Origin of the sequence: Streptomyces sp. NPDC051136, from assembly GCF_044455745.1 — a bacterium.
Classification (GTDB): Bacteria; Actinomycetota; Actinomycetes; order Streptomycetales; family Streptomycetaceae; genus Streptomyces.
Genome location: NZ_JBITFE010000007.1, coordinates 103,929 through 118,213 on the forward strand (window position 1 = coordinate 103,929; position 14,285 = coordinate 118,213).

At 75.3% G+C, this 14,285-nt stretch carries 10 protein-coding genes; 2 read left to right on the plus strand and 8 right to left on the minus strand.

Annotated elements, in window-relative coordinates:
• Positions 1-8: 8 nt before the first annotated feature.
• From ACIBCJ_RS21035 to ACIBCJ_RS21070, 8 genes are all read right to left on the minus strand, one after another.
• Positions 9-1,928, minus strand: coding sequence for a VgrG-related protein (locus ACIBCJ_RS21035; RefSeq protein ID WP_362101748.1), 1,920 nt, complete (start codon positions 1,926-1,928; stop codon positions 9-11).
• Entirely contained in the window at positions 1,928-2,635 is a 708-nt protein-coding gene (locus tag ACIBCJ_RS21040) for a LysM peptidoglycan-binding domain-containing protein (RefSeq protein ID WP_133890644.1), read from the minus strand. Before ACIBCJ_RS21040 ends, ACIBCJ_RS21035 begins: the two co-directional genes overlap by 1 nt.
• Before the next feature lie 28 nt (positions 2,636-2,663).
• Positions 2,664-3,086: a phage tail protein gene (locus ACIBCJ_RS21045; RefSeq protein WP_102927666.1), complete on the minus strand. Its 423-nt coding sequence runs from the start codon at positions 3,084-3,086 to the stop codon at positions 2,664-2,666.
• A gap of 93 nt (positions 3,087-3,179) precedes the next feature.
• Entirely contained in the window at positions 3,180-7,079 is a 3,900-nt protein-coding gene (locus ACIBCJ_RS21050) for a hypothetical protein (RefSeq protein WP_365980800.1), read from the minus strand.
• Between the two features lie 270 nt (positions 7,080-7,349).
• Entirely contained in the window at positions 7,350-7,508 is a 159-nt protein-coding gene (locus ACIBCJ_RS21055; RefSeq protein WP_007450918.1) for a DUF6760 family protein, read from the minus strand.
• Positions 7,505-8,023 (minus strand): hypothetical protein, encoded by a 519-nt coding sequence (locus ACIBCJ_RS21060; protein ID WP_365980799.1) that lies wholly within the window; start codon positions 8,021-8,023, stop codon positions 7,505-7,507. The genes ACIBCJ_RS21055 and ACIBCJ_RS21060 overlap by 4 nt, the downstream gene beginning before the upstream one ends.
• On the minus strand, positions 8,023-8,469 hold the full coding sequence (locus ACIBCJ_RS21065; RefSeq protein WP_030405220.1) for a phage tail protein: 447 nt from the start codon (positions 8,467-8,469) through the stop codon (positions 8,023-8,025). Before ACIBCJ_RS21065 ends, ACIBCJ_RS21060 begins: the two co-directional genes overlap by 1 nt.
• A gap of 99 nt (positions 8,470-8,568) precedes the next feature.
• Positions 8,569-10,170 carry a phage tail sheath subtilisin-like domain-containing protein gene (locus tag ACIBCJ_RS21070; RefSeq protein ID WP_362101732.1) on the minus strand — a complete coding sequence of 534 codons (1,602 nt, stop codon included), beginning with the start codon at positions 10,168-10,170 and terminating at the stop codon, positions 8,569-8,571.
• A 329-nt stretch (positions 10,171-10,499) separates the two neighbouring features.
• Here ACIBCJ_RS21070 and ACIBCJ_RS21075 point away from each other — a divergent pair, with 329 nt between their 5' ends.
• Together ACIBCJ_RS21075 and ACIBCJ_RS21080 are read left to right on the plus strand one after the other, a co-directional pair.
• Entirely contained in the window at positions 10,500-13,484 is a 2,985-nt protein-coding gene (locus tag ACIBCJ_RS21075; RefSeq protein ID WP_365980798.1) for a hypothetical protein, read from the plus strand.
• A gap of 126 nt (positions 13,485-13,610) precedes the next feature.
• On the plus strand, positions 13,611-14,285 hold the full coding sequence (locus ACIBCJ_RS21080) for a DUF4157 domain-containing protein (protein WP_362101726.1): 675 nt from the start codon (positions 13,611-13,613) through the stop codon (positions 14,283-14,285).

Here is a 14,285-nt window from a genome sequence, read left to right on the forward strand (position 1 = left end):
CCGCCCGTTCACGCGGGGAGGGGGTACTTGATGGTGTTGACGAAGACGGCGCCCATGAGGTCGACCTTGATGGCCTTGATGTTCACGTTGGCCACGGAGGTGACCGAGACCAGTCCCGTGGCGGTGAGCGTCATGGCACCGGTCGCGTTCATGAGGAGGGCCCCCATCGCGCTGACGTTGACCGTGCCGGCCGTCGACTTGAGGTTGACCAGGCCGCGGCCCTGGAGGAGCAGCGGCCCGCCGCTCTTCACCGTCACCGACCGGCGTCCCTCCAGGGTGAGGTCCGTGCCGGCCTCCACCGACACCGAGCGGCTGCCGGTGATGCTGACCGTGCCCTTGCTGTCGACGGTGATCTCGGTCTTGGTGCGGTCGAGGTTGATGGTCAGCTTGTCGTTGCCGCTGGCGATGCGGACGCCCTGCTTGCGCCCGCCGGTCTGCTGGCTGAGCAGGTCGACGCGGTTGCCCTGGCGGTCGGACAGGGTGTGCCGGACGGCCTTCTTCTTGAGGCCGTCGTGCAGGGGGACGTCCTTCACCTTGGTCGGCAGGTCCCGTCCGTTGTAGAGCCCGCCGATGACGAACGGGTGGTCGAGGGCGCCCCGGTCGAAGGCGACGAGGACCTCGTCGCCGACGTCCATGGGGAAGACGCCGCCGCCGCCCTTGCCGCCCATCTGGACGCTGCGCGCCCAGTCGCTGACGTAGGTGTCGTCGAGCCAGGGGAACTGCAGCTTGACCCTGCCCTGTTTGAGGGGGTCCTGTACGTCGGTGACGATGGCGTTGGCGACGCTGGGCAGCCGGGCGGCGCTCGCCGGGTCCGTGCCGCCGCTGCCGCCGGAGGCCAGCCCGTACAGGGAGCGCCACTGGCGGCCGCTGACCGTGATCCAGGACTCGTAGGGGACGCCGTCGCCGAAGTGGTGGCGCACCGAGGTGACGGTGTACTTGCCCTCGAAGGGCTTGCCCACGTCGGAGAGGGCGACGGGGACGCCGGGCCGCAGGTCGGGGTGGCCGTAGGCGGCGACCTCCAGCTCGGCGAAGGAGGAGGTGACGTCGGCGGCGAGGGCCACCGCGGCGTTCTGGACCTCGTCCTGCTTGTCGTAGGGGTTGGCGGTCTCGACGAGCTTGCCGGGCTTGAACTTGCCCGCGGCCGTGCCGGGGGTCGAACCGATGCTGATGCCGGGGTCGGTGGTGGCCGGCGCGATCTCGGTGATCTTCTTCTTGGTGGTGACGTTCCAGCCGCGCGACTCGACCTTGCCGATCTGGTCGGCGGCGGTGACGGCGGCGCGCAGCCGCAGGATGTCGTGGCCCGCCTGGAGCACGAAGGCGCTCTTGTCGCCGTCCGTGCTCGGGGACGGCGCACCCGCCGACGGCTTCGGGGTGACGAAGCGGAACTTCCCCTTGGCGTCCAGGTACATGACCATCTTGTTCTCGTCGGCCAGCCGCGCGAGGAAGTCCCAGTCGGTCACGTTGGACTGGCTGATGAACCCGTAGGTGCCCTTGGTGGGCTGGATGCGGCCGATGGACACGCCGTCCATGGCGACGAGCTTGCGGGCGATGTCGGAGGCCTTCTGGTTGCGGTACGCGGCCACCCGGCGCTGGCGCATCAGGCGGTGCCCGTAGTCGTAGCCGCGGATGACGGTGAAGCTGCCGGTGCCGTCGTAGTCGGCCTCCATGCCGGTGACCTCGCCGGTCAGCAGGGGCTTGCCGATGCCCTGCCCGTCGGCGATCGGGGTGATGACGACCCTGGTGCCGAACTGCACGCCCAGCTTGCCGAGGACGAGGTGGTAGGGGTCGCGGAAGGTGAGCCGGAACGCCGCCGGGACGTTCATGCCCTGGTCGACCCAGCCGTCGGTGAGCATCGGGGCGATGTCGTCGGGCAGCTTCGCGCCGCCGATCTTGACCTCGACGATGCTGGAGAACGCGGGGCGCACCATCAGTGAGGCACCTCCTCGGCGGCCGGGAGCATCAGCTGGGTGCCGGTCGGCAGGTGGGACGGGTCGTCGATGCCGTTGGCCTCGGCGATCACGCGCCACGCGTTGGCGTTGCCGTACTCGCTCCACGCCAGCGACTGGAGCGAGTCCCCGGCGACGACCCGGTGCACGCGCTGGGCGGTGAGGGCGCCGGAGGTCGGGTTCTGGCCCAGGGTCGGGCCGGGGATCTCCACCAGCGCCACCTGGCAGGTGGCGCGGATGGGGACGCCGGTGGTGCCGAAGAGCGTGTACTGCGTCTCGATGGACGACACGTACGCGGTGAAGCGCGCCGTGGAGAACGAGCCCCACTCGAAGACCACCCAGGGCGGCGACGGCTGCTTGGCGGCCAGGCTCTTGGCGGTCACCTCGCAGCACAGCAGCAGCGACTCGACCTTCTTCATCACGGTGTTGCCGTCGGGCTTCATCGAGGAGTCCAGGAAGATCTCCAGGGTCATCTCCCGCGGCTCGGCGCCCATGAACTGAGGCTTCACGGCCTCCCGCACGGCGGCCGTCGGCGTCGCCTTCCACTGGGTGCGCTGGCTGATGGACAGCTGCGCCGGGTTGAACTCGAAGGCGAACGTGCGGATCAGGGCACCGGGGGTGACGGTGGTGCCGGTGGGCGGCTCGTGGATGGCGAGGTTGGCGCGCACGAGGCTCTTGCTGGTGGCCATGGGTGTTCCTCTCTGCTCTGCGGCGCCGTCAGTCCGTGAACCCGTGGTGGGCGATCTCCAGCACCTCGTTGGCCACGGACAGGTTGCCGGGGTCGAGGCTGGGTCCCTGCCAGCTGACGGGCAGGACGTCGATCAGCCCCCAGCGGGCGACCAGCGACCCGTCCGCGCGCAGGGCGGAGATCTGCGCGGTGGGCCGCTTGATGCCGGTCTGCACGGACGAGATCCACTTGGCGACCTTCGCCGTGTCCGGGGTCAGCGGGCGGGTCAGCCGGATGTTGGAGAAGGTGACGCGGGTGGGCAGTTGCCACACGAAGCCGTTGTTGCCGCCCTCCTGGCGCTGTTCCACCTCCACCTGGGTCGACAGGCCCTCGCACCCGTTGAAGTAGCCGAGGCTCTCGCCGTCGATGGCGAGGCTGAACCAGATGGAGGAGCCCGGGTCCTGGCGGGTCATCGGGTCGGCCTTTCTGTCGGTGGCGGGTGACGGTGGCGGGCGGGTGCGGCGGTCGGGGCGAGCGGGTGCGGCCGGCGGGTCCGGTGGGACCGGTCAGCGGGGGTCGCGCAGTCTGCCGATCCGTTCGCGGTCCATGCGGAGTTCGGTGCGGACGAGGCGGGTGACGCGGCCGATGATCCGGTGCACCAGCTCGTCGAGCTGGAAGTCGGTGAGTTGCCGCGGGTCGAATCCGCCGGCCGGGATCGCCGTGTACCCGGGCAGCTCCTCGTCCGCCCCGGAGGCCGGCTGCCCGGTACTCGCCGCGTACGACGGCGGGTTGCCGGACGGAGCGGCCTCGTACGGCGGCAGCGGTTCGCCGGGCCCGTGCTGGGAGCCCTGCGAGGACGGCGCGGAGTGGGAGGAGGGGGCCCGGAAGCGGGTGAGGGTGTCGGCGACGGCGGCAGCGGCGCTCGCGGCCAGGGCGCTGGTGGTCCGCCCCGCCCGGCTGCCGCGGCCGAACACGCGCTGTACGGGCAGCGCCGAGGCGTCGCCGGACGCGGCGGGGGCGGAGTCCCCGGCGGGCGGTGCCGGTGCCGTCGTCGTGCCGACGGGGAGCGCGGGGTGGGACGCCGGTGCCGCGGGCGGCGTGAGGGGGGCCACCGGGAGGGGCGCGCCGGCTGCCCCGGGGGGAGCGGGCCGGCGCAGGGGGACCACCTTCGCGGCGGCGCGCTGGACGGGGGGCGGCTTGGGCCCGCCGCCCGGGGCCGGGAGGAACGGCGGCGGGAAGGGCGGCAGGGAGGCCGTCATGGGCGCACCGGCGGGTGCGCCCGTCCGGGGCGTCGGGGCGGACACCGGGAGAGGGGAAGGGGCGGCGAGGAAGGGCGGCAGGGCCGCGGAGGGCGCCGCCGGGCTCGCCGTGGGCGGGGCCGACGGGGCGGGGGCCGGGTTCGGGACGACCGGCGCGGTGGCCCGCTGGACGGGCGGGGCCGTACGGGACTCGGTGGGCGCCGGGCCGGGGGCCGCCGCCGGGCGGGGCAGGGCCGGCGGCGCGGTGTCGCCCGGGGGCAGGGGGGCGCCGAGCGCGGAGGAGCGGCGCGTGGGCTGCACGGGCGGTGGCGTCGGGGAGGGGGCGGCCGGGCGTACGGGGGCGGCCGGTCCGGAGGAGGTGGGGGCACCGAGTCCCGGGCGGCGCGCGGCCGTACTGCGCTGTACCGGCTGGGCGGGGGTGGACGGGCCGCCGGTCCCGGGGCGGGGGGTGCCCGTCCGGCCGGTCGCCGACCGGTCCGCCCCCGCCTGGCCGGTACGCGCGTGGTCGCTCTGCGGTCGGGAGGGCGGTACGGCGGTGGCCGGACCGGAGGCTGCCGGACCGGAGGGTGCCCCGGTCCCGGTCGGGGCGGCCGGGCCTTCGGCCGGCCGCTGGAGGGCGGGCGTCGGGGGTGCCGTGTGCGTCGCGCCGTGCGGTGCGCGCGCCGGGCCGGTGGCGGGCTCGCCGGGAACGTCGGCCGACCGGTCGGCGGTGCGCTGGACGGGGGGCGTGGGAGTGGCGGGCGTGGCGGGCGGGGTCGCGGCGGACCTGCGGGGGGACACCGGTGGGGGTGTACCGCCGGAGACCGGTGACGTCCGCGTCTGCGTCTGCTCCGGCCGTGAGGGGGTCGCCGCCCGGCGCTGGACCGGGGGCTGGGCGCCGGTCGGAGTACCGGGCCGGCCGGTGGGCGCCGAGGGGCGGTTCGCGGGCCCGGCGGGGAGCGCCGCGTCGCCCGAGGACGGGGGCGGGGTGACGTGGGCGGCCGCTCGCTGTACCGGTGCGGTCGGCGTGCTCGGCGCCGGGCCGTCGGCCGGGGCTCCGGCGGGGTACGCCGACGAGCGGGCCGGAGGTGCGTCGCCCGTGCGCTCGGTGCGCTGGACCGGGGACGCGGGCCGGGAGGCTCCGGCGGCAGGCGTCGGTGCCGGTGCCGGTGCCGGTGCCGACGAGGACGCGGGCGCCGGGGACGACGCCGCGGAACCGCGCGCCGCTCGCTGCACCGGGAGGTCGGACGCCGCGCTTCCGGTGGCCGGGGCGGACGGGTTCCCGGGGGCCGGTGCGGGGGCCGGTGCCGGTGCGGTGCGGGGAGGCGTGCTGGACGCCGGGGCGGTCCCGGAGTCGTGCCCGGCGGCGGACACGGCGCGCTGCACGGGGAGTTCGCCCGTGGTGCCGGCCGGTGCGGCGCCGGGCCGGGGCACGGCTCGCTGGGCCGGGGCCGGGGCCGGGGCCGAACCGGGGGCGCGGTTGGCGGGGTTGCGGGACGCCGTGTCGCCGTCGGCGCCGGAGCGCGAGACAGGGGGCCCGAGGCCCGCCCGGGGCCGCGTCGCCCGCTGGACCGGCGGTCCCGGTGGCGCGGAGTCCGGTGCGGTCGGGCGGCGTTCACCGGAAGGGGCGGGTTGCGCGGCAGGCGCGGAGGCGGTCCGGGCCGTCGGTGCGGGACCGGAGGGCGGGGTCGCGGCACGCCGGGCGGCCGGGTCGGAGGCGTCCGGTGTGCCGCTGCCGGACTCGTGCGCGCTCCGCTGCACCGGCGTACCGGACGACGAGGCGGGACGGTTCCGCACGGGTGCGGGTGCGGGTGCGGGTGCGAGTGCGGGCCCGGGAGCAGCGGCGGTGCCGGGCTCGCCCGCGGCTCGCTGCCCGGACGTGCCGGACGGCGACGTGCCGCGGCCCTGAGCGCCCGGCGGTGTCGCGGCGCCGGTGCCGGACTCGCGGGTGGTCCGCTGCACCGGCGTACCGGACGGCGACGTGCCGCGGCCCTGAGCGGAAGCGGAAGCGGAGGGCGCGGCGGCGGGGCCGGCGTCGCGGACGGCCCGCTGGACCGGCGCTGCGGACGGCGACGTGCCGCGGTCCTGAGCCGGGTCCGGTGCCGGGGTGGCGGGGCCGGGCTCGCGTGCGGCTCGCCGCACCGGCGTGCCGGACACCGAGGGAGCGCCTTCGCGCGCCGGGGGCGGGGTCACCGGGGCACCGCCGCCGGACTCGCGCACGGCCCGCTGCACCGGCACACCGGACGGCGTGTCCGACGGCGCACCGGGCGCCGTACGGCCGTCCTGCGCGGGTGCCTCGGCGCCGGCGGGCCGGGGCGTGGCTCGCCGCGCCGGGACGTCGCTGCTCGCGTCGGTGCCCAGCAGGGGGCCGGAACCGTCCCCCGGTGCCGGGGTGTTCGCGCCCGGCGCCGCCGTCGCGCCGGTGGTGGCCGCGCGCTGGGCGGGCGGCGCGGACGGGGACGGCGCATCGGCGGTCGCCGGGGGCTGGTGCTCCTGACGCGGGGCACGCTGCACCGGAGCGGCGGGACGGCCCGCTGGGTCGCCGTCCGCCGACGTCGGTGCCGCGCCGGAGGACTCCGGCGGGGAGTCGGCGGTCCGGCGGCTCGCGGGCAGGGAGCGGCGCTGCACGGCCGACGCCCCGGACGGAGCCCTGGTCAGGGCCTGCCGCGGCTGGGGCGCGGCGGGCGGTACCGGCGTCACCCGGACCCCGCGCGCGGACCGGGACGGCGTGCCGGCCGGTGTGCCGGACGAGGACGGCGCCGCTGCGGCGGAGCGTGCCGCCCGCTGGACCGTGGGGGTGGACGCCGGCGGCGGGGTCGGTGCGGGCGCCGACGCGCCTCTGCGCGTCCCGGGCGTACGCGGCGGCGCACCCGAGGCGGAGGTCCGCGCGGGCGCCATGGAACCCGTGGCAGGGCCAGGGGCGCCGGGCTCGGCGGAGTCCGCCGGTATCGCGCGCAGCGGCGCGACCGGCATCCGCTGCACCGGCGGTGTGCCGCGCGGCGGGGACAGCGGCGTGGAGGCCGTCCGGCGGTCCGGCGCGTCGAAGGCGCCCGACAGCAGGCTGTCGCCGGCCGCCGGGTTCAGTACGGCGGGGGACGGCGCCCTCGTGAACGACGGGTTCTGCCACGTCGGAAGGCGGCCGCCGAAGCCGGCGTCCGCCACTCCCGTACGTGCCGCGCCCGTCGCCCGCTGGATCGGCGGCAGACCCGTCCAGGCCGCGACGGCCACGGGCACCGGGCTCCCGCCCGTACCCGCGTCCGCGGCGCCGCCCGGGCCCGAGGCGGAGGCCGAAGCCCCACCCGGGCCGGACACCGCGCCCGAGCCGGACACCGCGCCCGAGCCGGACGCCGCGCCCGAGCCGGACACCGCGCCCGAGCCGGACTCCGGGGACCCCGGGCCCGCGGCCGGGCCCGGGAGCCGGCCGGCCGGCGCGGCCCCGGTCCCGTTCCCCTCGTCGCCGTCCCGACGGCTCCGCAGCCGGTCCAGGAATCCCACCGATCAGCCCTCCGCCGTGCCACGCGTCACGAGGGACGCGATCTGGTCCGTGTACCGGCGGCGGTCCTGGTGTTCCAGGTCCAGGATCGCCTCCAGGCTCCAGTGGAAGTGGTAGGCGACGTACGCGATCTCCTCGTGCAGCCGGTCGGTCGCGTACGTCACGATTCCCCCAGGCGGCTCCCGCCGAGTTCCACCTCGAAGGCCTCCGAGCAGTGCGGGCAGGCGACGGCCGCGCGGGTGTGCCCCTCCGCGTTGATCTGGCGGTAGAAGTCCTGGAGGAACGCCAGGTCGGAGGCGAACATGTTCTCCACGATGCCGTCGTGCACCGAGGGCAGCGTGCCCAGCCGGGTGATGACCCGGCCGAGCAGCACCACCGACAGGTACGCCGGGTTCTCCTGCACCCGCACGTCGCGCAGCGGGATCAGCTCGTCCCGGGCCGTCGACAGGCGCATCACACCGTCCCGGTGGACGGTGCCCGTGTCGTCGACGTACCCGCGCGGCAGCTCGAAGGGGAACTCGGTCCGCAACTCCCGCCGCGGCGCCGCCTCGACGGGGGGCGCCGGAGGCCCGGCGGGCGTCTCCGCCGGTGCGGCGGCGGGAGCCGAACGGGGGAAGTCCGCTCCCGCCGCCGCGGTCTGGGGTGCCGCCGCGGGTGCCTTGGCAGCCGTACGCCGCATTACTCGATGACCAGTTCTTCGAACACGATGGTGACGGTCTCGGTCAGCGCGGAGGCCTCGCCCGCCTTCACCGGGCTCATGTCCAGCTTGCTGCACCAGGCGTTGCGCAGGTTGTACCGCTTGACCGGGTTGTCCTCGTAGTCCATCACGATGATCGAGGCGTTCTTGCGGGCGGAGGACATCCGGCCCTCCAGCGAGTCGTTGATCCACTGGGTGAACGCGGACGACTGTGTCATACCGCGGACGACGGTGCAGGAGCCGTCCTTCGCGGAGCCCGGCATCACGGCGATCTCGAGCTTGCCGGTCGCGCCGTTGTTCTGCGGGTACTTGATGACGTCCTGCTCGAGGGTGATGCCGTTGACCTCGGAGAGGTACTCGATCATCACACCGTCGATCTGCAGACCGAAATTGTGTGAAGTGAGGGAGTCACCCGGGTTGAGACTCATGTGTTCGCTGTCCTTCTGACGCTGCTTGACGGTGGCGTGCGGGGCGGCCGCTCCGGGCGGCGCGCGGGAGCCGTGCGGAGGCGGCGGGCGCGGGGCCCGTTACTCCTCCAGCTCCCCGCCGCCGCTGGAGAACTGGGCCAGCCGGAAGATCACGAACTCGGCGGGCTTGACCGGCGCGATGCCGATCTCGCACACGACCCGGCCGAGGTCCACCGACTCCGGCGGGTTGGTCTCCTCGTCGCACTTGACGTAGTACGCCTCGGAGGGGCTCTGGCCGAACAGGGCGCCGCTGCGCCACTCGTTGACCAGGAACGCGGAGATGTTGCGGCGGATGCGGGCCCAGAGGTTGTGGTCGTTCGGCTCGAACACCACCCACTGGGTGCCGATCAGGATCGACTCCTCCAGGTAGTTGAAGTACCGGCGGATGTTCAGGTAGCGCCACGCCGGGTCGGAGGAGAGGGTGCGCGCGCCCCAGACGCGGATGCCGCGGCCGGGGAAGGAGCGGATGCAGTTGACGCCGATCGGGTTGAGCAGGTCCTGCTCGCCGCGGGTGATCTGCAGCTCCAGGTCCACGGCGCCGCGGACGACCTCGTTGGCGGGGGCCTTGTGCACGCCGCGCTCGGCGTCGTTGCGGGCCCAGATGCCGGCGACGTGGCCGCTCGGCGGGACCAGGCGGGACTGGCCGGTGGCCGGGTCGAAGGACTTGATCCAGGGGTAGTACAGGGCCGCGTACTTGGAGTCGTAACCGGCCGTCTCCTGGCGCCAGACGCGGATCTGACGGGCGTTCTGGCCCGGCGGCGGGTCGATGATGGCGACGCGGTCGCCCATCAGCTCGCAGTGGGCTATGAGACCGAGCTGGACGGCCTTGACGGCCTCCAGGTCGATCGCGCCGCGCTGGTAGGCGGCCATCAGGTCGGGCACCGCGACCATGGAGATCTCGTCGATCGCCTCCAGGCCGCCGAAGCCGGTGCGGTCCGAGGAGTCACCGATGTACTCGGTCGGGCCGGCCTGCGCGCTCTCGGTCTGCCCGGCCGGGACGGCGGGGGCGGCGGCCGGCGGCGCGGGCAGCGCCACGGTCTGGTTCTCCGGGCGGACCAGCTGCGCGGCCGGCGCGGCCTCGGTCACGGAGATGAGCTTGGAGCGCTCCTTGACCTGGGTGACGACGTAGGAGCGGTTGCCCTTCTTGGCGCTCACGTCGAAGGTCTCGACCGGCTTGTCGCCGTCCTTGACGATCAGCTTGAAGCGCTCGGCCGGGCCCTCGCCCTCGGGGTCGGCGACCTCGACGGTCAGCGGGCCGCTCTGGCCGGCGCCGGTGGCCGTCACGGCGAAGGTGCCGAGCTGCCTGGGCTCGGCGGCGGGCAGCGCGGCCTTGGCGGGTGCGCCGGTGACGGCGGCGGGGGCGGCGGTGCCGTTCGCGTCGTCGCCGGCGTCCTCGGTCGAGCCGCCGACCCGGACGACGTAGGCGGCGGAGCCGCCGTTGTTGAAGAACCCGTAGACGGAGTGCGCGAGGTAGTACCCGCCGGTGAAGTCACCGAAGGCCGCGACGTACTGCGTCCAGTTGGTCACGAGCGTGGGCTCGTTCAGCGGTCCGGTCGGAGCGAGACCGACGAAGGCCGCCACCGACGTGCCCACTCCCTCGATCGGGCGCGAGCCGCTGGCCACCTCCTCGACGTAGACGCCGGGTGACAGGTAGGACGGCATGCTCTGCTCTCCTCGGGGTACGAGACAAGACGCCCCTCAGCCTCACGCGCGCGTTGCCGTCGGCGAAACGTCCCCGGGTGCCGGGACGGGGGCATCTTCCCTGCCCCCGGTCGTGCCCGTAGGGGCAGACTCCCCGCCCTCGCGGCGCCTTTCCCCGGTGGACCCCTGGTGGACGCCTGGTGTTTCTGCTTCACATCGTGTGTTGAGTGTCAGTTCGCCAGAATGTCATCTTGCGATCACGCCCCGTTCCGGGGTGCGCCGTCCCGCCGCACCGGGGCGCCGCCCCGCGGGGGCGGGGGACGGTGACGGCGCGTCAGGAGGGGTTGTCCGTGTCGGACCGCTTGCACGCATCGCAGACCCGCCGCACGGATGCCGTCCCGGCGGTGCGGCACCGCTCCCGGTCGCCGCAGGGGCCGCTGGGCGCGTGGCAGACCCAGGCGGGGAACCGAGCGGTCGCCTCGGCGATCCGGGGCGGAGCGGGTACGACCGTCCAGCGTGCCCCCGGCACGGCGCAGCTCCCCGCGACCACCTCGTCGGCGGCGGACGACCTGCGGATCACACCGGTGACGGAGACCGGGGGCACGGGCGGCGGGACGGGCCGGGAAGAGGGCGCGACGAGCGAGCGGCAGGCGGCCGTGGACGAGGTGGCGGCGCAGAAGGCGAACGTCGCGGCCGCGTCCCTGGCGCGCGCCGGAGCCGAGGCCGACGTGTGGAAGTCGTCCGGGGAGGTGGTCGAGTCGCGCCGGAAGGCGGCGGCGGCCCGGGGCGAGGCGGAGCGGCTCACGGGGGAGGCCGAGAGCGCGGAACGCGGCCGGACCACGTCCCTGGAGGCGGCGCACCACCACACCGAGGCGGCCGGCAGGGCGTCGGGCGACCGGCGGGCGGCCGAGGGCAGGGCCAGGACGCACCGGGAGACCGAGGAGGGGAAACGTTCGGCGGCGAACGAGGCCCGGGCCCGGGAGCAGGAGTTCACCCGGCAGGCCGAGGCGGCGGAGCGGGAGCGCGGGCTCGCCGCGGCCAGGGTGGCCGAGTTCACCGAGAAGGCCGAGGAGGCCAGGAAGAAGCAGCAGGCCGCCGAGGCCAGGGTGGCCGAGCTGACGAGGCAGGCCGAGGAGGCCGGCCGCGAGCAGAAGGCCGCCGAGGCCGCGGCGAAGACGAAGGCGGGGGCCGAGGACCAGGCACTGGAGCAGGCGGCCAGGGCCGAGGCCGAGGCGGAGGCCGAGGGCGAGGTCGCGAAGAGCGTGGCGAAGTGGGCCGAGCAGGCGGCCCGCGCCCTGCGGCAGGCGGGGGACGCCGAACGGGAGGCCCGTGAGCGGGGCGAGGAGGCCACGGGCGCCGACGCGTCGCGGTCGGAGGCCGAGCGCGAGGCGGAGGACTGGGCCGAGACCCGCAAGACGGCGCAGGAGCAGGCGGAGAAGGCCAGGGACCTGGCAGCGCTGCGGGACAAGGAGGCCGACGACGCGGCGAAGGAGCGCGGCGAGGCCGAACACGAGGCGGCGGAGCACCGGAAGACCGCGGCCGAGGCGCTGAAGCAGGCCGAGAAGGCCCGGGGCGACGCGGAGACGTACGCGCGGACCGCGACGGAGCTGCGGCAGCAGGCCGAGTCGGCCCGCGCGCTGGAGCTGGAGCAGGCGGGCATCGCGGCCGGCGCACAGCGGAGCGCGGCGGGCGCGGCCCGGACCCGGGCGGCCCGGGGGACGGAGCAGACCGGGGCCACCGCGGCGCTGGCCGCGGCGAAGGCGGCCAAGGAGGCGGAACGGAAGGCCGCGGACGAGAAGGCGGCCGAGGCGGCGAAGAAGAGCACGGAGGAGGCAGCGAGGAAGAGCGCGGCCGCGGCCGGAGGGAAGAGCACGGCGCAGACCGCCGGGCGGACGGACGAGGCCGGGCCGGCCGACGCCTCCGGGACGGGCACGGCGGGCACGTCGTCCCTGCGCAAGGGCGCCGATCACGTCGTCAAGGGCGCCGAGCGCGCCGTCAAGGGCGTCGGGCACGGGGCCAAGAAGGTCGCGGCCAAGGTCAAGCCGTGGGTCGACGGGCCCGACACGGCGATCCTGCGCGGCAGCGCGCCGCCCGGCGGAGTGCTGCGGGCGGAGGCGTCGAAGACCGGGGACACCGGGCGGCTGCACGGCACCGTGCTGCAGCAGAACGTCGAGAACCCGGTCAACCTGATCAGCGACGCCACCGGCGCCGTGAACGACGTGGCGGCGCTCAAGGACGCGGCCGGCAAGCGCCACGAGTCGGGACCCGCCTCCCACGCGCACCGCAAGAACTGGGTGGGCAAGCCCCTCGGTCTGACCACGAACTCCCTCATGACCGTCAACGACGTCGTGAAGATCACCGACAACAGCATCAGGACCGCCAAGGACATGGCGGGCGTGGCGGCGCTCGGGGACGCCGGCGGGGCCCTCACCATGACGTTCTCCACCCTGATCGCCGCCCGCGACGTGAAGGTCCTCAAGGACACCCGGGCCAGGCGCAAGGAGCTGAAGGAGCACTTCAAGGGCGTGGTCGCGAAACGCGACCGCAAACTCCAGGACGTACTGGACGAGCTGGGGACGGCCGGCGACCGGCTGGCCCAGAATTCGATCACCCTGGCGTCCGCTCCGGCCGGCGCCGACGCGGAGGCCCTGCGGGCGGTCGAGGAGGAGCGCGCCCGCATCGAGGGCCTCCGGCAGGAACTGCTGGGGCACCTGGCCGCCGCCCGGGACTACGCGGTGGACAAGAAGAAGAGGAAACTCCGCCACCGCGCCACCAACCTGGGCGGCAACGTCGCGCGCACCGCCGCAGGCAGCCTGGCGATCGCGGCCGCCGCCGGGGCGGTCTCCGGAGGGATCGCGCCGGCTGTGGCGGGCGGCGCGACGGCGGCGGCCCTGGGCGGACTCGCCGTCAAGAAGGCCGTGAAGAAGGGCAGGAAGCGCTACCTCTCGGTACGGGAACCCGACAGGTACGCCCGTACGACCCTGCCGCAGGAAGGGACGCCGGACCCCGAGGCGCCCGCGATGTCCAAGGACGGGCAGGGCGGCAGGAAGCGCGACGCGTGGAAGGAGGCGTTCATGGTGACGCACTCCATCAAGCAGGGGAAGCGGCAGCTCAGGGCGCAGGAGATCTACGCGCTCGCGGCCGGGCCGGCCGTCCCGGCGAGCAAGAACGTGCCCGACGACGTCCGCAGGGAGACGCGCGCCTTCCTCAAGTCCCTCAAGTGCGGCCCGGAGAAGCACAACCAGACCGAACCCGAGTGGCTGGCGTCGCTCAACGACCCCGAGAAGCAGACGGAGTGGGAAGAGGCGATCGCCAAACAGCTCGCCTCGGTCTGACCGCACCCCGCCGGGACCGGGGGCGACGCCGCCGCGCTGCCCCCGGCGTTGCCCTCACGGACCTGTCGGAGGCGGAGACGCTCCGGTAAGGCTGGTGGCCGGACGTCCGGCGTCGAAGGGAGCAGGGTGCGCGCGCACGAGGAAGCCACCGAGCAGAAGGCCGTGCGGGGTGCTCGGGCTCCGCACCCGGCCGTGACCGCGCCCACCACCGCGGTGAGCGGCGGGCCGATGAGCCCCGCGACGGTCCTGGCCCTCCAGGGTTCCGCGGGCAACAACGCCGTCCAGCGCGCCATCGGCCGGGACACGCACCAGCACGGCGCCGGGTGCGGGCACGACGGAATCGACGACCGGAGCCCGGAGGGGCAGAGCCAGCTGCTGGCCGCCGCGCAGAACACGCCCAGCTCGCCGCTCCCCGGGTCCTTCCTCGCCAAGGCGACGACGTTCTACCAGAACCCCAACCTCGCCCACGCGCGCGTGCACGCCGACCCCGTCGCCCAGCGTGCGACGGCGGCCATGGGCGCCGAGGCCATGACGATCGGCATGGACGTGTACCTCGGTCCGTCCGCCATCGGCAACGAGGGGATCCTCGCCCACGAGGCCAGCCACCTCGACAAGAACAGCAGGGGAATCACGGAGACGGGCAGCCCGAGCGGTGCCGGCGGCCCCGCCGTCACGGACCCGGGGCAGGGCTCCGAGGTCGCGGCGGTGAACGACTCGGCGGCCTTCAAGGCCGGGCACGAGGTCGCCCCGTCCGTCGCCGTCCAGAGAGCGGCCACGGACCACGAGGACGACACGGAGTAG